Raw genomic sequence first — 19,321 nt, forward strand, 5'->3', positions numbered from 1 at the left:
CCAAATCACTGGGTGCTAATGAACATGGTTCGCTGATAAATGGTGGCTCCGTCAGCGGTGATATCACCTTAGGTGACTTAGATACCTGGACATTTAGCGCGAGTGCAGGTGAACGTTTACATATCCAATTGTCGGATGTGGATCGGAATAACTATTTTCCATGGATGGTGCTTTATTCACCTGAAGGGGAGAGACTGAGTCAGTCTGGTAATTACTCTGTGGCGAGTATAAGAAATCTTCTCGCTACGCAGACCGGCACTTACACATTATTAGTACAAGATGGAACAAGTCGACGTGATCAAACTGCTGATTATGAAATTTACTTTGCTAAATCACTCGGTGCGAATGAACATGGGAAGTTGAGTGGTGCTGGCTCCTATTTTGAAACGGTGACTCAAGGTGACTTGGATACGTTCACCTTTGATGGGGCTGTGGGAGATGAAGTAACGTTAGTCATGCGTGAAATTGACGCCATAAACTTATACCCCTTTATGACTGTACATAGTCCCGATGGCAGTTACCTTACGAACGCAGGCGACTATTCCAGCGCTGGACTCTATAATTTAAGCCTGCCAATGGATGGCACGTACACACTGGTGCTAAGTGATGGGACATCAGGCAAAGATCAAATTGGCGACTACGTCCTAGAGTTTAATTTGCCTACCGCGGCCCCTGATCCGCAAAAACCTATTGCGTCAGCGTCTTCTGCGCCAACGGTATATAAAGATCAGGTTATTCAACTCAATGGTTCGGGTTCGTTTGACCCCGACGACGCACCAGAGCCACTCTCGTACAGCTGGGCATTGGTCTCTACCCCTGATCTCAGCGGTTTGACACAAGCTGATATCACCAATGCACAAAGCTCAAATGCCACGGTTCAGCCAGACGTATATGGAGAGTATAGATTTGAGCTTGAAGTGAACGACGGCTTACTTACAGACAGCGCTATTGTTACGGTGACAGTGGTGAACCGTGCACCCACCGCCCATGCCGGTGCAGATCAAAACGCTGAGCTAAACGCGCTTACACAACTTGATGGCAGTGCATCTAGTGATCCTGACGGGGATTTACTCACTTACGTTTGGACCATTAGTGCCGTTCCAGCAGGCAGTAACCTTGAACAATTGCAAAATGCTTCAAGTGTAAACCCTAGCTTTACGCCTGATGTGGCGGGTGACTATGTATTCAGCCTTGTTGTAGATGATGGCGAAAATAGCAGTACAGGTGATTCAGTCGTTGTACGGGTCGCTGAAGCAAATGTAGCGCCGCAAGCAGATGTGCAAGTAAGCGGTGAAATGCTAACCGGTACGCAAGTCACCCTTGATGGCAGTGCAAGTGTTGATAACGACAATGGGCCTCAGGCATTGACCTACAGTTGGCAAGTGCTCAGTGTGCCAACAGGTAGTGCGGTTTCCAGTGGCAGTTTGGTTAACCAAGGAACCCCCAACACGAGTTTTACTGCCGATGTAGCGGGCAGCTATAGCATACAATTGTCGGTTTCAGACGGCGAACTAACAGATGTCATGGCAGTCACTGTGGTTATCAATGAAGTCGTAATAAACCAGCCGCCCGTCGCTAACGCCGGGAATGATCAGCAAATCGAAATAGGCGACAGCATCCAGGTTGATGCCTCTGCCAGCTTTGACCCAGACGAGGGCCCAGCCCCATTGTCGTTCGAATGGGTGTTTGTGTCGGTGCCACAAGGTAGCTTACTAAATAGCGAGAGTATTCAAACCACCTCAACCGGATCAGCGATGTTTGTGCCAGATGTATCGGGGGCTTATACGCTAATGGTTTCAGTGAGCGATGGTGAATTGAGCGATTCTGATTCAGTTGTGGTTACCGTCAGTGAAAACCAAATACCGGTAGCAAATGCAGGAGAGGATCAAACAGTTGATGCTGGTGAAAGTGTGGTGCTGGATGGCTCACTGAGCTTTGATCCTGATTCTGGCCCTCAATCTCTGTCTTACCTATGGGAAATTGCTTCACGTCCCCAGAACAGTGTGGCCACTATCGTTAATCAAAATAATGTGGTTGCCTTTATCGACCCCGACTTAGCTGGTTTGTATACCTTACGCTTAGTGGTTAGCGATGGGCAGGCGAGTGACTTCGACGAGGTACTCATTGATGTCATAGCGCAGGTTGAACCTAAGATGTGTGATGTTGATGGCAATAACTTTGTTGATAGCTTGGACATTCGCGCTATTGCTAGACGTCGTAATGCAACAGCAGAAGAAAATGATGTCGCAGATTGGGACCAAAATGGCGTGATTAATGTGCTCGACGCCAGAGGATGTGCACTGGAGTGTGACCTACCGCGTTGCTTGTCGAGACCCGATTAATACCAGCGAGATAAGCACAAGGATGTGCTGCTTTATCTCATATGATTATCTCGATCATGACAGTGACACAAGCGTTAGAAATTACTGCAAATTCAATATATAAATAAGGAATATTCATGTTGATCAAAACCAATATCGCTCATACGCTAAAACGCATAGTTCTTGCAGCAACTTTGCTTCTTGGGGTTAATCAAACGGCAAGTGCATTGCCAATACTATCGTTTAACAACGCGCAAAGTAGCGTAAACGAAACCGTTAATATCGGCGATACAGTGTCATTTGAATTATGGTTTTCCGGGTTAGAAACCGACGATGTAGGCGGGTTTGAATTTTTGCTTGGGTTCAATAACATTGTGAGCTCTATAAATTCAGCGGTGGGCAATATCGCGTTAGATGAATTTGATATTTTTGACGTATTCGCAAACGTTAATGATATCGACGTATATGCCGTCTCTTTTGTTGATGATTTATCTGCTCAAGCTGATGAGTTCATGTTTGCTACGCTGACGTTTATGGCGAGTAATGTAGGTGTTAGTCAGCTTAGTTTTAGCAATCTTATTGTGTCTGATGCGAATGCGATCGCGTTGGATATCAGTGTATTTGACGCACAAATTACAGTGCTTGACGATACAAGCAATGTGCCTGTGCCTACTCCTGCGTCCTGGGGAGTATTCTTACTCGGTGTGCTAGGGCTAGCCTGCAGATATAAAGGTGTTAAACCGAGCTAATACTTATGCTTACACCGACGCTAACACCGAAGAAATTACGGACGCTTACACCGACGAAAATACCTATGCTTAACCATGGGTGCGTTGCATTTGTCCATTGTTAGCTAGGGTTTACGTTTAGCGCGGCTGAGTTTAACGCCTTAAAGTCTGGTGATGCGGCAAAACCAGGGCAAATAGCGCTGAGTTTATCCCGGTACTCACTGGCTTTATGCGTGTCACCAAGGTGCAGCCAGCTCAATGCGAGTTGATGCAATGACACAGGATCAGCCGCGTTACTAAGGGCTTCAGCCTGCTCTTGCAGCGATGCTAACAGTTGAGCGGTTTGCAACTCAGGTGAAAGCTCAGTAACTAAAATATACATAGCCAAACGAGATGCTTTTTGCATCACGTTTGCTTCCCCTTGGCTAACCTCACGGTCAAGTTCAGACATGGCATTACGATATGCTTGAAGTGCCTTTTTGGTGTGACCTTGCGTGCGGTAGACGTCTGCTACATTCGACCAGAGTTGGTATAGCCCAGGGCCACCTTCTTCGGTGATGCGCTTGATTTGCGGCTCAAAAATATCCAACGCTTGTTGGTTCTCTCCGAGGTAAAAATGCAGCACTGCAATATTCGACAACAATACGGTGTGCTTTGGTTTAAGGGTTAAAGCTTGCTGATAATGTGCTTTAGCATTTTGCAAGTCACCAACACAAAACTCCAACGCCCCTAGATTGTTTAGCGTTTGGTAGTTAACAGACAACTCTGCAGCTTGGCTGAAATAATCGATAGCGCCGATTTGATCCCCTTTAAAGTAATGGGCGCGGCCTTGGGTATAAGGGATTTTCCAATTATTCGGTTCAAGCTCAGCTGCGTGCTCAAGGGCTGCTAGAATGCGCGTGAAAAGCTCAGGATCGCGGTTTTTAAGAAACATACGCATCTGGCTTTCAGCCATCTTTTGCAGGGCAGTAGTATCATTTTGATCGGCACCGAGCGCCTTGGCAAAATGTTGATTGGCGATTTCATAATCTCCCTTAACTCTGGCGAGATTGCCCAGTGCGTTTTGAATAAACACAGAGTCAGGCTTTATGGCTACCCCTTTGTTGCAATAGGTGCTGGCGTCTTCTAGGTAATTTTTGTCACTGGTTTCTAAATTTTGCTCCACTAGGGCTGCGCACATTCCTGCATAGCCATGCACTAGCTCTGGTGCACTATTGATGACGCGCTGAAAGTCAGCCATTGCGCGTAAAATAACTTGTTCTGAACGCTCACCTTCAAAATTCTGCATACCATGTAAAAAGCGTTGCAAGCTGTACCAGTCAGCAATATTAGCGATCGGACGTTTGGTGAGTAACGTGTTCAAACCCTCTTTCAGTTGTGATTCGATGTATTGTTCAGAAGAAGACTTGCTGAAAACCCCAGACCAAACTTGCTGCATATTTTCATCACGAGATAAAAATAAACGCACCGCGATGTAGCGACCAATTTCAATTAATTCGCCGCTTATGACCAGATCGGCTTTTTTGCTACGCAATAATTCTTGTGGGCTTTGTACACTCGCATGCAAAGCAGAACTACCAACAATAAGCTGGGTTGGGCCAGCCAGTAACTGCTCAATACTGCGCGTTATATCGCTACCTCTTGGGCCTGTAATTGGCATGACAGCAACCACTTTATTGTCAATATCGACAATGCCTGCCAGCGCAGTGCTGGCGACACTGTTGTCATCGAATGGCCAAAATCGGTCTACGAGCAATACGCAAAGTAAAACAACTAGCGTGACCAGCAACAAAGGCATGCGCTTGTTTGTCTGTTTTTGACGCTCAACGTCTTCAGCTTTGTGTATATCAGGTGTGTTGCCAGATGTATTGTCAGATTTGTTATCAGGGGAGTCTTGCTGATGTGAATCTAACGAAGGGTTAAGCACTGCTGGGAGCGGGCTTTCAGCATGTTCCGCCGCTAATGGGGGAGCGTCATTGTCGTGCCGAGGTACATGTAAATGCTCATTATTTTCTGGGACCTTTTCAGGCTCAGTGTGAGCTAGTGCTTGCTGATTAACCGCGGACGCACCGTCATGATTAGCTGTATTTTGGGTCGAGACATCGACTTCACCAGAGTCTAAATAGAGCACCCAAGCTTCTACATTTAATGCTTTTGCTACTCTTTCGATGCTCAAGGGATCGACAGGATCTCCTCGAAACACCCTACTTACCAAAGAGCGAGGTGCTTTTTCTAAGCCTTCAAGGCTTTGTATTTTATCAACTACTTCTGCCTGAGATTTAAACCCTGCGGCTAATTGTGCACTACGTAGTTTTTGTTTGGACGCTCGAATTCCTCGAGAGCGCGCTTTATTATGAGAGGTCTCTGTGGATTGTCCTTTTGTCACAGTTGCCATCCATTATTGTTATCGTCGTTTAAGGGATCTAACGGGATCATTATTAAACTAATAGACCGGAAAGTTAATCGATTTTTGAGTATTTTTTGATTAATTATTAAGCTTGTCTACGGCGAGTTGACGACTTCGTTAAATAGCATATCTTGTTTTTTCTCGTTTTGAGGGATTAACCATTGCCAAATATCAAACAAACGAATCTATAAAACTGCTTTCACTTCAATATGTTGTGGCATTTGCTAAAGTAAACGAAATTTGTTTGCTGAGAGGGCTAAATGAGCGCCTACTTAATAATTCAAGCCACAGTTCATGACTGGCAGAAATTTGCTAAATACACTGAAGTTGTACCGCCTTTGGTCGAAAAGTTTGGTGGCCAGTATATTGCCATGGGTCAGCCCGAGCTCATTGAAGGGCAAGATGCTCCGAAAAGCGTGGTGATATCTCAGTGGCCCGATTGCCAAGCGGCGCACAACTTTTGGCAGTCACCTGAATATGTACAAGCCAAGAAGCATCGTGAAGGTACAGGGCAATTTAGTGTTTTGCTAATCGACGGTTTGTCACAAACAACATTGGAGTAACTCATGTCTTTAGCGTATACCGCAGTTGCATTACAAACGCGATGTTTTGCTATTAATAAGTTAAACGTTGCCGATGCTAGGCAAAAAATGATCAAAAACATACGCACAGTGGCTGGGCAAGTACAAGGAACTAAGGGGTTTGTTGGGCCCAGCGTTAAATTAGTCGTATTACCTGAGTATTTTTTAACTAGTTTTCCATTAGGAGAGTCCCTCAGCGAGTGGAAAGAAAAAGGTGCTATTGCCCAAGACGGTAAAGAGTACGATTTGCTCAGTGAAATAGCCCAGAAAAATAATATTTACCTTTCTGGCAATGTGTATGAGCTTGATCCCCATTTTCGCGATTTGTATTTTCAAACTTCATTTATTCTCGGGCCAAATGGCGATTGTGTTTTGCGCTACCGTCGTTTGGTCTCGATGTTTGCACCCACGCCCCATGATGTGCTGGACAAATACTTAGATGTATACGGTCAAGACGCCTTGTTTCCGGTGGCGAAAACCGAGCTGGGCAATTTAGCCTGCGTCGCCTCAGAAGAAATTCTATACCCTGAGATCAGCCGTTGTTTAACGATGAATGGCGCAGAGGTATTGTTGCACAGTAGCTCAGAAGTTGGCTCTGTTGAGCTAACGCCTAAAGATATCGCCAAGCGCGCCCGCGCGGTTGAGAATTTAGCCTACGTTGTGTCGGCGAATTCCGCAGGCATTGCGGATATTGATTTTCCTGCTGAGTCTACCGATGGTATGTCTAAATTAGTGGATTTTAAGGGCAGGGTTATGGCTGAGGCAGGAATGGGGGAGAGCATGGTGGCAAATGCTGAGCTTGATATCACTGCTTTACGCCGCTATCGAAACAAACCCGGTATGGGCAATATTTTGTCTCGCCAGCGAAATGAACTGTTTAGTGCGCATTACAATCAAGCTGTGTATCCGGCGAATACCATGCTCAATGCTGGTCAGCAGGTTAACGTGCCCGAACGCAGCCACTTCATTCAAACACAGCTTAATAGTATTCAAGCTTTGAAAAAAGCCGGGGTCATTTTGCCGGAGCAGTCAGATGAATAACGACATGCAAACAATGGTTGTGATCAACCCTCGCACAGGCAAAGAAGATTTTAATTTACCCTTGTTCAGTGCACAAAACGTCGTGGATATTGCTCAGCAATTAAAGCAACAACAAATACAGTGGTGGGCACTCGGTTTGAGCGGTCGCATACAGGCCCTAGAGAATTTAGCCGATGCAATGGCTGAACATAAGCCCAAGCTGGTTGCAGCCCTAGTAAACGACACCGGACGAGCAAGTGAATCGGAATTAGAAGTGGATGTGACCATAAGTGGTATACATCGTTGGTGCAAGCAAGCCCCAGGATTACTGGCCAAGTCAGAGCCTTGGGCGGCTGAAATTCCGTTTATTGAATTACAGCAAGACTATTTGCCTTACCCTTTAGTGGGGGTCATCAGCCCGTGGAATTTCCCTTTGCTGCTGTCGTTAGTCGATGCGATCCCCGCCTTGCTTGCTGGCAGTGCAGTGTTAATTAAACCCAGTGAAGTGACTTCGCGATTTGTTACGCCATTTAATGAGCTGCTTTCAAACGTACCGGCCTTACACAAGGTGCTTGATATCGTGACAGGTGCTGGCGCAACCGGTCAAGCGGTTATTGAAAACGTTGATTCGCTGTGTTTTACCGGCAGCGTTGCGACTGGTCGTCAGGTTGGTAAGGCATGTGCTGAGCGTTTTATTCCAGCGTTTTTAGAGTTAGGAGGTAAAGATCCTGCTTTGGTATGTCATGACGCAGACCCAGAGCTTGCCGCAAAAGCCTTATGTTGGGGCAGTATGGTCAACGCTGGGCAATCTTGTATGTCGTTAGAACGGGCTTATGTTCACAAAGATATCGCCAAAGTATTTCTGACCAAATTGGTAGAAAAAGTCGATGCCCTCGCGCACAACTACCCAGACATTCACCAAGGGCAGATTGGCCCAATCATAAGCGCGAAACAAGTGGCCATTGTAGAAGCGCAATTGCAAGACGCTAAAGACAAAGGAGCGACCATTCTATGTGGCGGTGAGGTTCGTAATCTTGGCGGAGGACGCTATTGTGCCCCGACAGTGCTGACGGATGTCACACCGGACATGCGTATTGTGAGTGACGAAACCTTTGCGGCTATTCTACCTGTTACTGTCGTCGACAGCGATGAGCAAGCTATCGCGCTGGCTAATGACTCTGAATTTGGTCTATCAGCGGCAGTGTTTAGCCAAAACGTTGATTATGCAAAGCAGGTAGCTAGCCAACTTGAAGCAGGTGCAGTCAGTATTAACGATGCGTCATTGACAGCGCTTATCCATGAAGCTGAAAAACAATCATTCAAATATTCTGGCTTAGGCGGTTCAAGAATGGGCGCAGAGTCGATTCGCCGGTTCACTCGCAAAAAGGCTTATATCCGCAATACGGGCGTGCCGTCGCCTTGGTGGTTTTAAGCCAATTTTACGCTAGGCATTATGCTAGAAATCCCACGGCGCAGCTGGAAACAGCATGGCGCAATGATAAGAAAGTCGCTGCTAGGCGGCTTTTTTATGGTGTGGGTTCTGCACTTTGTGACGAGTATTCACGTCACAACACAGTGAATAAGCTATAAGGCAAACAGACAATGGTCTTACGCAGTCAATCGCTAAGCCAGTACTGCTAAATAAAACTGCATATTGACACCGTTTCTTGCCCTTTTTAGCCAGCGCCTTTTGTTATCGTTTCTAACTAGCGTTCTTTCCTACAGTTTATAATGACTGTTTATAACTACCGTTCTTAACAACTGTTCTTAACGACCGTTTTGAGTTGCTATGACCTAACGCTTATAGCAGAAAATATCACAAGAGCACTGAAGCGTTTCGCTGTTGTTATTAGCCAACAAAAAACGGCAAACGTAGAGCACGCTTGCCGTTAATTTATGGCTTAAAAAAACCTTTGTTAGAAAGAGTCGGGCACATGTGCCGTAGCGAGCTACACGTGCTTTTTAACCTGACTGATCAGCACCACAGATAAAGCCACCAATACACAGAAAATCATAAATGCATTTTGGTAGCTACCGTAGGCGTCGTAAATGGCACCTGTTGCCCAAATGCCTAAGCCGCCGCCAAAGGCATCTAATACCGTGATGGTACCTAATAATTTGCCTGATGCTTTAAGGCCAAAGTTGTTTACCGCATTGAGTTGCAATAAGGTGTAAAAACCGCCCCACATAAAACCAATTAAACCAACGGCAATGAGCACAGTATCTTCGCCGGTAAATAACATACCCACTAAGCCGAGTAGCATTAAACTTAAATTAGAATACAGAACGCGCCTACCGGTAATTTTGTCGGCCACTAAGCCAAATAGAAACTTACCGATGAGGGCAGGAATAAACAATACGCTGAGTCCCGCTGCGGCAGCTTGAACGCTAAACCCGAGATCCATTAGATGTAACACCAGGTTGGCCTGAAAGCCCATTATGGTGTAGAAGGTGAACATAGCGATAAAGGCAATTGACCAAAATGAACGCGTTTTAATGGCTTCTTTGTACGTTAAGCCGTGTTGGGAAAGATCGGCGCTTGGCGTTTGCGCGCTGCCATCAAAACCATAGGGCTTGAGTCCCATGTCAGTGGGGCGATTGCGCAGTAAAAATAATGCCAGTAAAAATAAGCTGGATGGAATGAGAGCAGCCAATTGCATTCCTTCACGCCATGTCATGCCATCCGCTAGCCAGCCACCAAATAGAGGGGCCAGCACGGCGCCACCCAATGAAGTGCCAACCACGGCAATACCAATGGCTGTTCCGCGCAGCTTAACAAACCAGTTCGAAACCAAAATAACAGCTACGTTTAAACCACAAGCCAGCAATACAATCGCAAATGCAGCATGAATCAAATATAGGTCGCTAATATTTTGAATATTGCCATAGGCGTAAAAGCTTAGACTGAGCACCACAGTGCCTACCATAATAAGAAACTTAACCCCAATTTTGTCGATTAACACGCCAATAATGGGAGCCAACAGGCCGGTGATCGCTAGGGTAATGAACCCTCTTAATTTAAGATCGCCCCGAGACCAGTCACTAAATTCGGCAAGAATAGCCCCATCGAACGCGGTGATGCCGGTGATCACCATGCCGTTAGAGACTAACAAGCACGTCATGGCAATAAATACGGTGATCCAGTGCATAGGATGTCCCGCTCGTTTGCCCTTTTCGGATACTGGGCTTTCATTCGACTCTGATACTGACTGCATGGGTATTCCTCTTGTATTGTTGTTATTTCTCTGCGCAGGACAGGAATTGTTATTATTAAGTTGGCCAGTTTTTCCCGCCTACCCAAGTACCGGCGTAAGCATTAAACGTTTGAATTTTTATTGATGCCCAAATATCGACGAGATAATAAGGGTCGCTAAATAGCAGTGTTTTTGCCTGTTGAACCGTCGGGGCGTCCAGTATGTATAAAGACCCCACAATCTGTTCATCTTGCTTTAAAGGGCCTGCAACACATATTTGTGCCATGTTCGATTCCACCCAAGCAAGATGAGCGCCCAAATTTTCAAGCCGCTTATCTTGCTGGGATGGGGTTTTATCAACACAGTGAAATTGCACTAACATTGTCTTTTAATGCTCACTTATTGGGAAAAAGAACAGACGTAAAGCTGAAGCGCTTAGCTGGATAAATGCTTTGTGCGACAAGAATTAAATCGTCATCCGCTACTGAATAATAGCGCCTAGTAATTTTCATGGCGGCTGAGTTTGCGCTTGCTGATAGCTGTGAAGCCAGCGGCTCAGGCAACAGGCAAGCAGATATTTGCTGTTCAATTTTGCCGATTTTCTTATCGTCTAACGCTTCTATCACTGCGTAAATTGCGGTTTTTTTGTCTTTTAGTTTTTCGTCCACTTCGTCTTGATGTGGGCGGCGATAGATATTCGAATAGCAAATTGGCTTTTTATCGTGAGGCTCAGTACGGATACCACCAATATGGATGCATTCATGACCTTCCGTTGTGTCAAGCAAGGCAGCTGTTTCTTCATCCAATACAATCATGTCGCTGACGTGTACTTCAAATCGGGTGTGCTGACCAAAAGCCAGAAGATCTTTTACCGAGTTAATGAACTGATTTATTTGTTCTGGCATGGTGTTACGTTTGACGAGCGTACCTGACCCTTGCTTGCGCTCAACTAAGCCAGTTTTTTCTACGTACCGCAAGGCTTCGCGGGCGGTGTGACGGCTTATCGAAAATTGCTCACAAAGCTGTTTTTCGGTTGGCAGCAAGGTATTGAGCGCATACTCGCCAGACAAAATCTGGTTAATGAGCGTCTCTCCAATGGTTTGATACAAAGGAAGTGCGTGCTTACTTGACTGAGATTTGATTTTAGTCATTTATCCTCGATGGTTATTCGAATAACAGGAAAATACCTGTTATAAATATGTCCGGACAAATCGAAGAGTATAGGAATAACACTAAATTGCCAATCAATCTTTCACTCACCAAACAGCTGTTAATTGACATTGATCAAAAGTCGGTCGCACCGCAAGATCTGATGCGAGCCGGTGCACATGTTTTAGATTGGGTTGCCTGTGCCAGCCTAGGTGCTGACTCTGCAGCAGGTTCTGCTTATCAGGCATTGTTAACCCTAGACGCAGGTGGGCCATGCTCTGCAATTGGTCAAACTAAACAACTAAGTATGCAAAATGCGGCGTTGTATAACGGGGCGCTAGGCAACGTGCTGGAGATGGATGATATTCATCGTAGCTCTATTTTGCACCCAGGGCCTGTGGTTATTCCCGCCGCTCTTGCAGCAGCGCAGCAAGTTGGGTGCTCTGTTGACGTATTTTTGCGAGGGGTAATTCGCGGCTACGAGGTCACCATTCGTATGGGGGAAGCGATTGGTCGCAGTCATTATGCTTATTTTCATAATACGGCCACCTGTGGTGCCCTTGGCGCAGCGGCGGCGACAGCGGCCATTTTTGAGTTGTCACAACAGCAAACCCTTTGGGCGATTGGTAATGCGGGTAGTACCACAGGCGGCTTATGGCAAATGCGTAACGAGCAAGTGCTAACTAAGCAATGGCATAACGCAGAAGCATGTCGTGCTGGGCTGATGGCCAGTTTTATGGCTAAGCACAACTTAAGTGGGCCGGAATATATATTGGAAGGCCCGCAAGGGATTTTTGCTGCCTTATCTGATGATTCGTGCCCCGAAGCGTTTATTCAAACGCACCCCAGTTGGCGAATTTATGACTGTAGCTTTAAGCCTTGGCCGGCCTGTCGTCACGCTCACCCTGCGATGGACGTATTGCAAGAGCTTATGCGTGAGTATGGTTTTAGTAGCGATGAAGTAGCACATATCGATGTGGGGGTTTATCAAGACGCCCAAGTGTTTTGTGACAGAGCGAATCCGCAAACGAGCTTAGAAGCCAAGTTCAGTATTCAGCATGGATTAGCCGCCATGCTATTGTGGGGCGCACCAATGCTTGCTCACTATCTTCCTGAGGCATTTAGCCAAGCTAAGTGCAGCGCTTTACGCGGGGTAATTCGCGTGCAGGTAAACGCAGAAATTGAACGTCGTTATCCTGCCCGATTTGGTGCCAGTTGCACAGTACGATTGAAAAACGGAACTCAGTATCAGCGCGAACATATAGATACCTTAGGCGACCCAGAAACCCCGTTAACTGAGGCTCAGCGCCATGCAAAAGCGCATATGTTGCTGAGTCACAGTGGTATGTCAGAACAACAAATACAACAGTTATGTCAGTTTGACTGGTTGCAGTCGGGGAATATTTCCACTTTCAGTGCGCTGATGCGTAATCAACATAGTGAATAAATTATGAGCCAACCTATTAATGCCATTGCCCTGTTGTTTGCGCACATCGAAAATACCGCTTATGAGCAGTTACCCGATACCACTATAGCCGCTTGTAAAACGTTTATTTTGGACTCGTTAGGTGTCGGAATAAGTGGTTCACGCGTGCCCCAAGTGAGCCAACTGAAACAGGCTGTAAAACAGTGGGGGCAAGCAGAACAAGCACAAGTTTGGGTGACAGGAGAGTGGCTGCCAGCGGCCTCTGCTGCTGCTATCAATGGCTACCAAATTCATAATCAAGAATGGGACTGTGTGCATGAGCCCGCGGTTGTACACCCTATGGCGGTGATTTTATCGTCTTTGATGGCTTATGGACAAGCGCACAATCTTAGTGCAAAGCAGCTTATTCTTGGTGTGACATTGGCGGTAGATGTAGCCACGTTGATTGGCCAATGTGTGACATCCAGTTTGAAGTTTTTTCGACCGTCAGTGTGCGGTTGCCTAGGAGCAACCGCTGGCATGTGTGCCATGCTCGGCGTAAAAGGTGAGATGTTAGCCAATGCCCTTGGCATTGCCTATAGCCAAATCAGCGGCACCATGCAATCCCATGTTGAAGGCTCACCTATGCTGGCGATGCAAATTGGTGTTAATGCCGCCACCGCTATTCGCGCTGTGGATATGGCCCGTGCAGGGCTAGAAGGGCCAAAAGATATTCTTCAAGGGCCCTATGGTTACTTTCACCTATTTGAAGACAGTTATGATTTGGCGCCCTTACGTGACAAGGTGGGTCGTGAATTTCAGATAGAGCAGGTTAGTCATAAGCCTTTTCCCACTGGCAGAGCCGGGCATGGCACCATTGATGGGCTACAACGATTACAACGCACTCACGGCTTTAGTGCCAAAGAAGTCGCTAAAATTGATGTGTATGCTCCGCCATTAATTAATAAGCTGGTAGGCCGGCCCGTAAAGCTAGGTATGGATGCCAGTTATGCCAAGTTGTGTAATGGCTATATTGCCGCCAGCGGCTTATTAAAAGGCGATGTCGGCGTCACCGATTTTTCCGCTGATTGCTTAGCCGACCCAAATATTCTCACGTTAGGGGCCAAAGTCGATACCCATTTGAATCACGTCACCGACCCTAATGCATTAGCCCCTGTGCGGGTTGAAGTAAGGTTAATATCTGGTCAGCAATACCAGATAGAAATAGCGGATGTGTTAGGTAGCCCGCAAAATCCGTTAGATCGCCAAGCCCAGTTGGCGAAATTTCGCGCGGCCTGTAAAAGCGCGATTGTCCCTTTTGCTGAAGATAAAATTGCTTTTTTGATAAAACGCATAGACCAACTGGAACAGATCCCGAATATTAATCACTTAGTTGATGCACTCGTTAGTAATAGGTAAGCAGATGAAAAACACGGTTGATAACGCAGTCGGTTCTCCGGCAAGTCACACACAAAAACACACGTATCCCACCTATTTTGAGTCCTTCGATTATGACCAAATGCTTAAAGATTTTCCTTTAGGCGATGGGGTATTTGAGACCTTTAAAGGGATGAGCAAAGCTCGTTTAAAAACGCTGCAAAATGAGCGATTTATGGTGGTAGTAAAGCGCGCATGGGAGATCCCTTTTTACCAGCGAATATGGGGTAAAGCGGGTGTGAAGCCCCAAGACATTCAAAGTATCGATGACATTCAAAAGCTACCATTAATTTCCAAATCAGACATTATGGAAAGCGTTGAACAGTATCCACCGATTGGTGATTTTCATGGCCTTGATGGCATACCCGCTGAGCAACGCCCACCCTTGGTATTTCATACGACCAGCGGAACAACAGGTACTCCTCAACCCTTGTTGTTTGGACCGAAAAGTCGAGAAGTACAATCGTTGCTGGTGGCACGGTCCTACCGGTTTATGGGCTTAAAGCCCGCTGCAACCATTCAGTCTTGCTACGGTCACGGCATGATTAACGGCGGGCACTACATTCGTGAAGCCGTTACCAAATATACCAATGCGTTATTTTTATCGGCGGGCACAGGGGTTGAAACACGCTCGGTGCAGCAGGTTAATTTAATGAAAACCTTCGGGGTGAATGTTCTCGTCGGATTCGTTGACTACATCAAACGTTTAGCAGATGTGGCTAAAGAAGAAGGCTTAGAGCCGGGAAAAGACATAAAGATCGATATGATTATCGGCCATTTGGGTATGGAGAGCCGCGAAAGTATTGCTAAAACTTGGGGCAACCCAGAATTGTTTGATTGGTATGGTGTGGGTGACACGGGCACCATAGCTGCTGAGGGCCCGGACCACAGTGGAATGTATGTTTGGGAAGATGCCCAGTATTTAGAATTACTTGATACCCAAAGTAATCAACCGGTGACACCTGGTGATACAGGCAATATGGTAGTGACCTGCCTATACAAAGATGATGTGTACCCGATTATCCGCTTCAATACCCATGATATTACGCAAGAAGTCGTCGGGGAAAATACCCTCAATCTGCCGTTTAAACGAATTAAAGGTTTTATGGGCCGTTCGGACAATATGGTTAAACTCAGAGGGATCAACATCTACCCACAAGGTATTGGCCCAATGTTAGACGAGCGTGAGGAATTCCTTGGGGAATTTATTTGTGAAGCGGTTCGCGACGAAACTGGGCGAGATGAAATGATAGTGCGAGCTGAGGTTTCAACCCCTGAGTCGCAACGAGCGGAGCTGCTGACAAAATACGCTGCAATATTAAAACGCAAGATAGGTATCGAAGTACAAGTCGCGTTGGTGGGAGAAGGGGAATTAACACCACTCACTCAAGTCGATGTGCGCCAAAAACCTATTCGCCTAATTGATAGCAGGTTTAAATAATGGATATGGCACTACTCAGTCAGGATGTGAGCACCCATGTCGCCCTGATCAAAGATAAGCAAATTTCTGCGCAAGAATTGGCAGAGCTGCAATACCGCTATATTAAACGGGTCAATCCTAAAATTAATGCGTTTTTACAAACTGCTTTACCTAAATGTGCACCTCAAGAGACGCGCACAGGTTCGGTGTTTCAAGGCATTTGTATAGGCGTTAAAGACAATATTGATGTGAAGGGGTTTGCGACCACAGCCGGCATGGCGACCCGTATCGGGCGACAAGCGAAGCAAGACGCGTTTGTAATTAATCGTCTTCGTCAAACCGGGGCCCAGTTTATAGGCAAATTGAATATGCATGAGGGCGCCCTTGGTGCCACCAACCAAAATGAACATTTTGGTGATTGCCACAACCCGCACAAACACGGTTATACGCCGGGCGGTTCTTCTGGCGGCTCGGCCGCAGCGGTGGCCTCAGGTATGGTTGGCTTATCACTAGGTACAGATACTATGGGGTCGGTGCGTATTCCTGCGGCCTATTGCGGTATCTTTGGTTTTAAGCCAAGTCGCGGCGCGGTGAGCAATCATGGCTCAGTAACGTGTAGCAGGGTGATGGATAATATCGGGCCTATGGCGCGCTCTGCAAAAGATTTAACACTGGCCATCAGTGTGATGAAAGCATTTGACGAAAGTTGTGCTGCCTCTATCGATTTTAAGGCAATTGATTGCTTTACTGCTTCTGACAATAAAGTACTATTGGTACCCGAAAACCTCGAAGGGTTAGGCGTATCCTCTGATATCGCTGCTGACTTTTCTGCCAATTTAAGTGCATTTACTGACTTAGGGTATACCCTTCAGTATTTTGATTTTTCTGATTATGACTTCGCTGCAGCTCGAAGGGCTGGCCTACTGCTTTGTGAAGCCGACATGCGCGTTGAGCATCAAGAAGATTGGCTAAACCAGCCGCAAAAATTCTCAGAATATATGCGCGGCATGTTGTCATATATAGAACGAAAAACCCCCATGGACATGATGCAATCTGAGCGAGTGCTAGATAATGCGAAAATTTTCGCCCGGCAACTGTTCAAGCAAGGCTGCGCCATACTGATGCCAACGGTTTTGCAACGCGCATTTTCGTTTGCACAGCCAGTACCGGCGAATCAAGCTGACTTAACCAGTTTTGCTAACCAAGCTGGTTTGCCAGCAGTGTCTTTACCAATGCTAAGTGACAATATACTGCCAGCTGGGATGCAAATTGTTGGGCCACTGGGCAGCGACAATCAACTGTTAGACTTAGCCGAGCGTTGGCAAGAGCACACCCAGTTTCGTTATATTTTGCCGAGCCTTGACTAACACTAATGCATGCCAAAAACGGTCAGGCGAACAGCGCTCTGGTTAGCTGTAATTAAGAAGAATAGTTTTCCAAAGAAAGCGAATACTTCATGCTTCACTAAATTAAATCTAACAGGCGGCTGTTTGCCAAATTGCAAGCTGTCGCCATTGGATTGTAAACAGCATAAGCTTCACTAAAACGGCCTTTCATTCGGGGGGCCCACTCAATATCTCGTATTCAATAACTCGCACTCGTATTCAATAACCCGCATAAATAGTGGGGATAATAAGGGGTGCAGTAAAGCCATATTGTATTTGCGGCCTGTTTAGAACGGCGTAATTCCAATGCGCAAAAGCGTGAAAAAATATCCTTCCCTCTACGCGTTTTTTATCGGTTAAATTAGCTTATTTGCCATCTGATTGGTTGTGTAAAATGGCCGACTTGCTGGTTTTTTAACGCCTTAAAGCGCATCTGCTTTTAGTTTCTCTATCCTGAAACCCTTGTTATTCGCTGTTTATAAGCCGGTGACACAGACAAATTGATATTCATCATTCTTGATTAATTGCCCCTAGCGTAGAGTTTTGGCAAGGGTTGAGTGGTAATCAAATTGCAAGGCATGAACGATTATCCCGACTAAGAATAATGAAATATTACAAGGGTTAATCTATGTCTTTTTTGGAAATGTATCAGTTACCCATTTTAAGATGGCTACATATTGTGGCGATGGTGTATTGGTTAGGCGGTGAGTGGGGCGTATTTCAAACCTCATTCAATGTTATCAATCGGAAACTGTCGATGGATGAGCGACGCCGTCATATGGAAACGGCCTATCGTATAGATATATTAGCCCGAACCGGCATCATTATGTTATTGCCACTTGGTTTACACATGGGGCACATCTGGGGTGTTCAGCCGCTAGGTGGAAACTGGCTAACCGGTATGTGGATCTTGTTTGCGCTATGGTTGGGCTTATGTTGGTCAGCTTACATTTTCCGCGAAAGCGATACCGGTATTCGTTTAACTAAAATTGACGAGGGTATTCGCTTCATTGTTATACCGGCGCTGATGATCACTAGCCTTTGGTCACTGTTTGGTGATGGGCCCTTAATGGCTGAAACTGGGCAGAAATGGTTCTCTATTAAAATGTTTTTATATGCCTGTACTTTGGTGATTGGACTTAAATTACGCTTTATCATGCGTGAGTGGACTGAGCTATTTCGCCAGCTTGCAATGGGCGAGAACGCTGAAGTTGAAGCCACCCTAGACCGCTCTATTCGGTTTGGTAGAAAACTAGCATACCTTTACTGGATACTCATTTTAACAGTCGCGTTTTTCGGTGCGGTTAAACCGATGTAGCAAGATACGGATACAATCTCTTGATATGACAAACGCCACTTCATGATGTGGCGTTTTTTATATCTGCAGTCGTCACATTTTAAGCCGTGGCTTTTGAGTGATTAGCGCTTCTTGCTGCTAGTTTGAAGGTTCAGGCGTTAGGTCCATCCGGTATTGAAAACGTTCAGGGTGGTACAGGGCAGACAGGTAATCTACTAGGTTTTCATTTTCATCATATGAGCGACGAGTCAAACTTAACAAGGGAAAGCCCGCTTCTACACCTAATTCTTTAGCCACCTCCGGCGTAGCCGCAGAGGCACTTAAAATTTGCTTTACATGTTTGATTTCGATTCCATTTTTACGAAATATTTCAAGGCGAGTGGTCGTTTCTAAGCTAGCTTTTTCGTTAAACTTATTCAGCCCTTTGCTCCAACTCACATAGTAACCAAACGCTTCATGTAGGCGGCTTCTGACGCGCGTCATTTTCAATAAGGTTTCGCCTTCAACTAGGGCGAATTCTTCCGCTATTTCTGCTGGTGGGCGTGCCGTGGTTAGTTCAACGACTCTTGCTTCTGAGTGCTGGCCCATAAATTCTAGCTCTTGCAGCATGCCGACTAAAGGTGCTTTGACCGGTTTGGGCTGATACTTATGCGTAACATGGGTGCCTTTAGCCCGGCGTCTTGCGACTAGGCCTTCGGCGGCCAGCTCGTCAAGTGCGCGCTTGGCAGTGATCCGTGAAATGCTGAACGCTTGAGACAGCCCCAATTCAGTCGGTAACTGTGACCCATCTTCTAAACTACCGTTCAAGATATTCTGTTTAAGCAGGCTGTAAAGCTGGTAGTAAAGGGGCGTTGGTGACTCTTCATTTAACTTGGTCTGATTGAGCGAAGCAAATTGAGCATCGAATGACATGGGTTATCCATCTCCATATTTGGGTGGTTCAAGAAAATGATATATCAATATAACAAGATAACATA

15 protein-coding genes are annotated in these 19,321 nt (G+C 46.1%); 10 read left to right on the plus strand and 5 right to left on the minus strand.

What is annotated here, in order from left to right; translation table 11 throughout:
- A partial coding sequence (locus GCHA_RS17565) for a PKD domain-containing protein (RefSeq protein ID WP_039992751.1) occupies positions 1-2,342 on the plus strand: 2,342 nt, incomplete at its 5' end.
- A gap of 116 nt (positions 2,343-2,458) precedes the next feature.
- Positions 2,459-3,070 carry a hypothetical protein gene (locus GCHA_RS17570; protein WP_007990689.1) on the plus strand — a complete coding sequence of 204 codons (612 nt, stop codon included), beginning with the start codon at positions 2,459-2,461 and terminating at the stop codon, positions 3,068-3,070.
- 100 nt (positions 3,071-3,170) lie between these two features.
- Here GCHA_RS17570 and GCHA_RS17575 read toward each other — a convergent pair whose 3' ends face one another.
- The gene (locus tag GCHA_RS17575) at positions 3,171-5,435 is read right to left on the minus strand and encodes a tetratricopeptide repeat protein (RefSeq protein ID WP_039992760.1); all 2,265 of its coding nucleotides are present in this window, start codon (positions 5,433-5,435) and stop codon (positions 3,171-3,173) included.
- Between the two features lie 281 nt (positions 5,436-5,716).
- Between GCHA_RS17575 and GCHA_RS17580 the strand changes: the two genes are divergently transcribed.
- From GCHA_RS17580 to GCHA_RS17590, 3 genes are read left to right on the plus strand one after another with little or no spacing between them, the layout of a single operon-like run.
- Entirely contained in the window at positions 5,717-6,019 is a 303-nt protein-coding gene (locus GCHA_RS17580) for a DUF1330 domain-containing protein (protein WP_007990692.1), read from the plus strand.
- Between the two features lie 3 nt (positions 6,020-6,022).
- Positions 6,023-7,078, plus strand: coding sequence for a nitrilase-related carbon-nitrogen hydrolase (locus GCHA_RS17585; protein WP_007990693.1), 1,056 nt, complete (start codon positions 6,023-6,025; stop codon positions 7,076-7,078).
- On the plus strand, positions 7,071-8,489 hold the full coding sequence (locus tag GCHA_RS17590; RefSeq protein WP_007990695.1) for an aldehyde dehydrogenase family protein: 1,419 nt from the start codon (positions 7,071-7,073) through the stop codon (positions 8,487-8,489). The genes GCHA_RS17585 and GCHA_RS17590 overlap by 8 nt, the downstream gene beginning before the upstream one ends.
- 517 nt (positions 8,490-9,006) lie before the next feature.
- On the opposite strand, the gene GCHA_RS17595 is transcribed toward GCHA_RS17590, so the two are convergent.
- From GCHA_RS17595 to GCHA_RS17605, 3 genes are read right to left on the minus strand one after another with little or no spacing between them, the layout of a single operon-like run.
- Positions 9,007-10,272: an MFS transporter gene (locus GCHA_RS17595; protein ID WP_007990703.1), complete on the minus strand. Its 1,266-nt coding sequence runs from the start codon at positions 10,270-10,272 to the stop codon at positions 9,007-9,009.
- 55 nt (positions 10,273-10,327) lie between these two features.
- Positions 10,328-10,633, minus strand: coding sequence for a YciI family protein (locus GCHA_RS17600; RefSeq protein ID WP_007990705.1), 306 nt, complete (start codon positions 10,631-10,633; stop codon positions 10,328-10,330).
- 13 nt (positions 10,634-10,646) lie between these two features.
- Entirely contained in the window at positions 10,647-11,402 is a 756-nt protein-coding gene (locus GCHA_RS17605; protein ID WP_007990708.1) for a GntR family transcriptional regulator, read from the minus strand.
- An 86-nt stretch (positions 11,403-11,488) separates the two neighbouring features.
- On the opposite strand from GCHA_RS17605, the gene GCHA_RS17610 reads away from it, so the two are divergent.
- The 5 genes from GCHA_RS17610 to GCHA_RS17630 all read left to right on the plus strand — a co-directional run bounded on the left by GCHA_RS17610 (position 11,489) and on the right by GCHA_RS17630 (position 18,365).
- Positions 11,489-12,847 carry an MmgE/PrpD family protein gene (locus GCHA_RS17610; protein WP_007990710.1) on the plus strand — a complete coding sequence of 453 codons (1,359 nt, stop codon included), beginning with the start codon at positions 11,489-11,491 and terminating at the stop codon, positions 12,845-12,847.
- A gap of 3 nt (positions 12,848-12,850) precedes the next feature.
- Positions 12,851-14,224 (plus strand): MmgE/PrpD family protein, encoded by a 1,374-nt coding sequence (locus GCHA_RS17615; RefSeq protein ID WP_007990711.1) that lies wholly within the window; start codon positions 12,851-12,853, stop codon positions 14,222-14,224.
- A gap of 4 nt (positions 14,225-14,228) precedes the next feature.
- Complete coding sequence (locus GCHA_RS17620; RefSeq protein WP_007990712.1) at positions 14,229-15,683, plus strand: phenylacetate--CoA ligase family protein; 1,455 nt, start codon at positions 14,229-14,231, stop codon at positions 15,681-15,683.
- The gene (locus GCHA_RS17625; protein WP_007990713.1) at positions 15,683-17,029 is read left to right on the plus strand and encodes an amidase; all 1,347 of its coding nucleotides are present in this window, start codon (positions 15,683-15,685) and stop codon (positions 17,027-17,029) included. Before GCHA_RS17620 ends, GCHA_RS17625 begins: the two co-directional genes overlap by 1 nt.
- Positions 17,030-17,675: 646 nt before the next feature.
- Positions 17,676-18,365 (plus strand): hypothetical protein, encoded by a 690-nt coding sequence (locus tag GCHA_RS17630; RefSeq protein WP_007990714.1) that lies wholly within the window; start codon positions 17,676-17,678, stop codon positions 18,363-18,365.
- Positions 18,366-18,482: 117 nt separating this feature from the next.
- Here GCHA_RS17630 and GCHA_RS17635 read toward each other — a convergent pair whose 3' ends face one another.
- Complete coding sequence (locus GCHA_RS17635) at positions 18,483-19,256, minus strand: GntR family transcriptional regulator (protein ID WP_007990715.1); 774 nt, start codon at positions 19,254-19,256, stop codon at positions 18,483-18,485.
- Positions 19,257-19,321: the final 65 nt, after the last annotated feature.

It is taken from the genome of Paraglaciecola chathamensis S18K6, from assembly GCA_000314955.1.
GTDB lineage: Bacteria > Pseudomonadota > Gammaproteobacteria > Enterobacterales > Alteromonadaceae > Paraglaciecola > Paraglaciecola chathamensis.

What these genes read in the sequence shown, in the direction of transcription:
- GCHA_RS17570 (WP_007990689.1), top strand. Translation starts at nt 2,459, where the DNA reads ATGTTGATCAAAACCAATATCGCTCATACGCTAAAACGCATAGTTCTT.
- GCHA_RS17580 (WP_007990692.1), top strand. Translation starts at nt 5,717, where the DNA reads ATGAGCGCCTACTTAATAATTCAAGCCACAGTTCATGACTGGCAGAAA.
- GCHA_RS17585 (WP_007990693.1), top strand. Translation starts at nt 6,023, where the DNA reads ATGTCTTTAGCGTATACCGCAGTTGCATTACAAACGCGATGTTTTGCT.
- GCHA_RS17590 (WP_007990695.1), top strand. Translation starts at nt 7,071, where the DNA reads ATGAATAACGACATGCAAACAATGGTTGTGATCAACCCTCGCACAGGC.
- GCHA_RS17595 (WP_007990703.1), bottom strand. Translation starts at nt 10,272, where the DNA reads ATGCAGTCAGTATCAGAGTCGAATGAAAGCCCAGTATCCGAAAAGGGC.
- GCHA_RS17600 (WP_007990705.1), bottom strand. Translation starts at nt 10,633, where the DNA reads ATGTTAGTGCAATTTCACTGTGTTGATAAAACCCCATCCCAGCAAGAT.
- GCHA_RS17605 (WP_007990708.1), bottom strand. Translation starts at nt 11,402, where the DNA reads ATGACTAAAATCAAATCTCAGTCAAGTAAGCACGCACTTCCTTTGTAT.
- GCHA_RS17615 (WP_007990711.1), top strand. Translation starts at nt 12,851, where the DNA reads ATGAGCCAACCTATTAATGCCATTGCCCTGTTGTTTGCGCACATCGAA.
- GCHA_RS17620 (WP_007990712.1), top strand. Translation starts at nt 14,229, where the DNA reads ATGAAAAACACGGTTGATAACGCAGTCGGTTCTCCGGCAAGTCACACA.
- GCHA_RS17625 (WP_007990713.1), top strand. Translation starts at nt 15,683, where the DNA reads ATGGATATGGCACTACTCAGTCAGGATGTGAGCACCCATGTCGCCCTG.
- GCHA_RS17630 (WP_007990714.1), top strand. Translation starts at nt 17,676, where the DNA reads ATGTCTTTTTTGGAAATGTATCAGTTACCCATTTTAAGATGGCTACAT.
- GCHA_RS17635 (WP_007990715.1), bottom strand. Translation starts at nt 19,256, where the DNA reads ATGTCATTCGATGCTCAATTTGCTTCGCTCAATCAGACCAAGTTAAAT.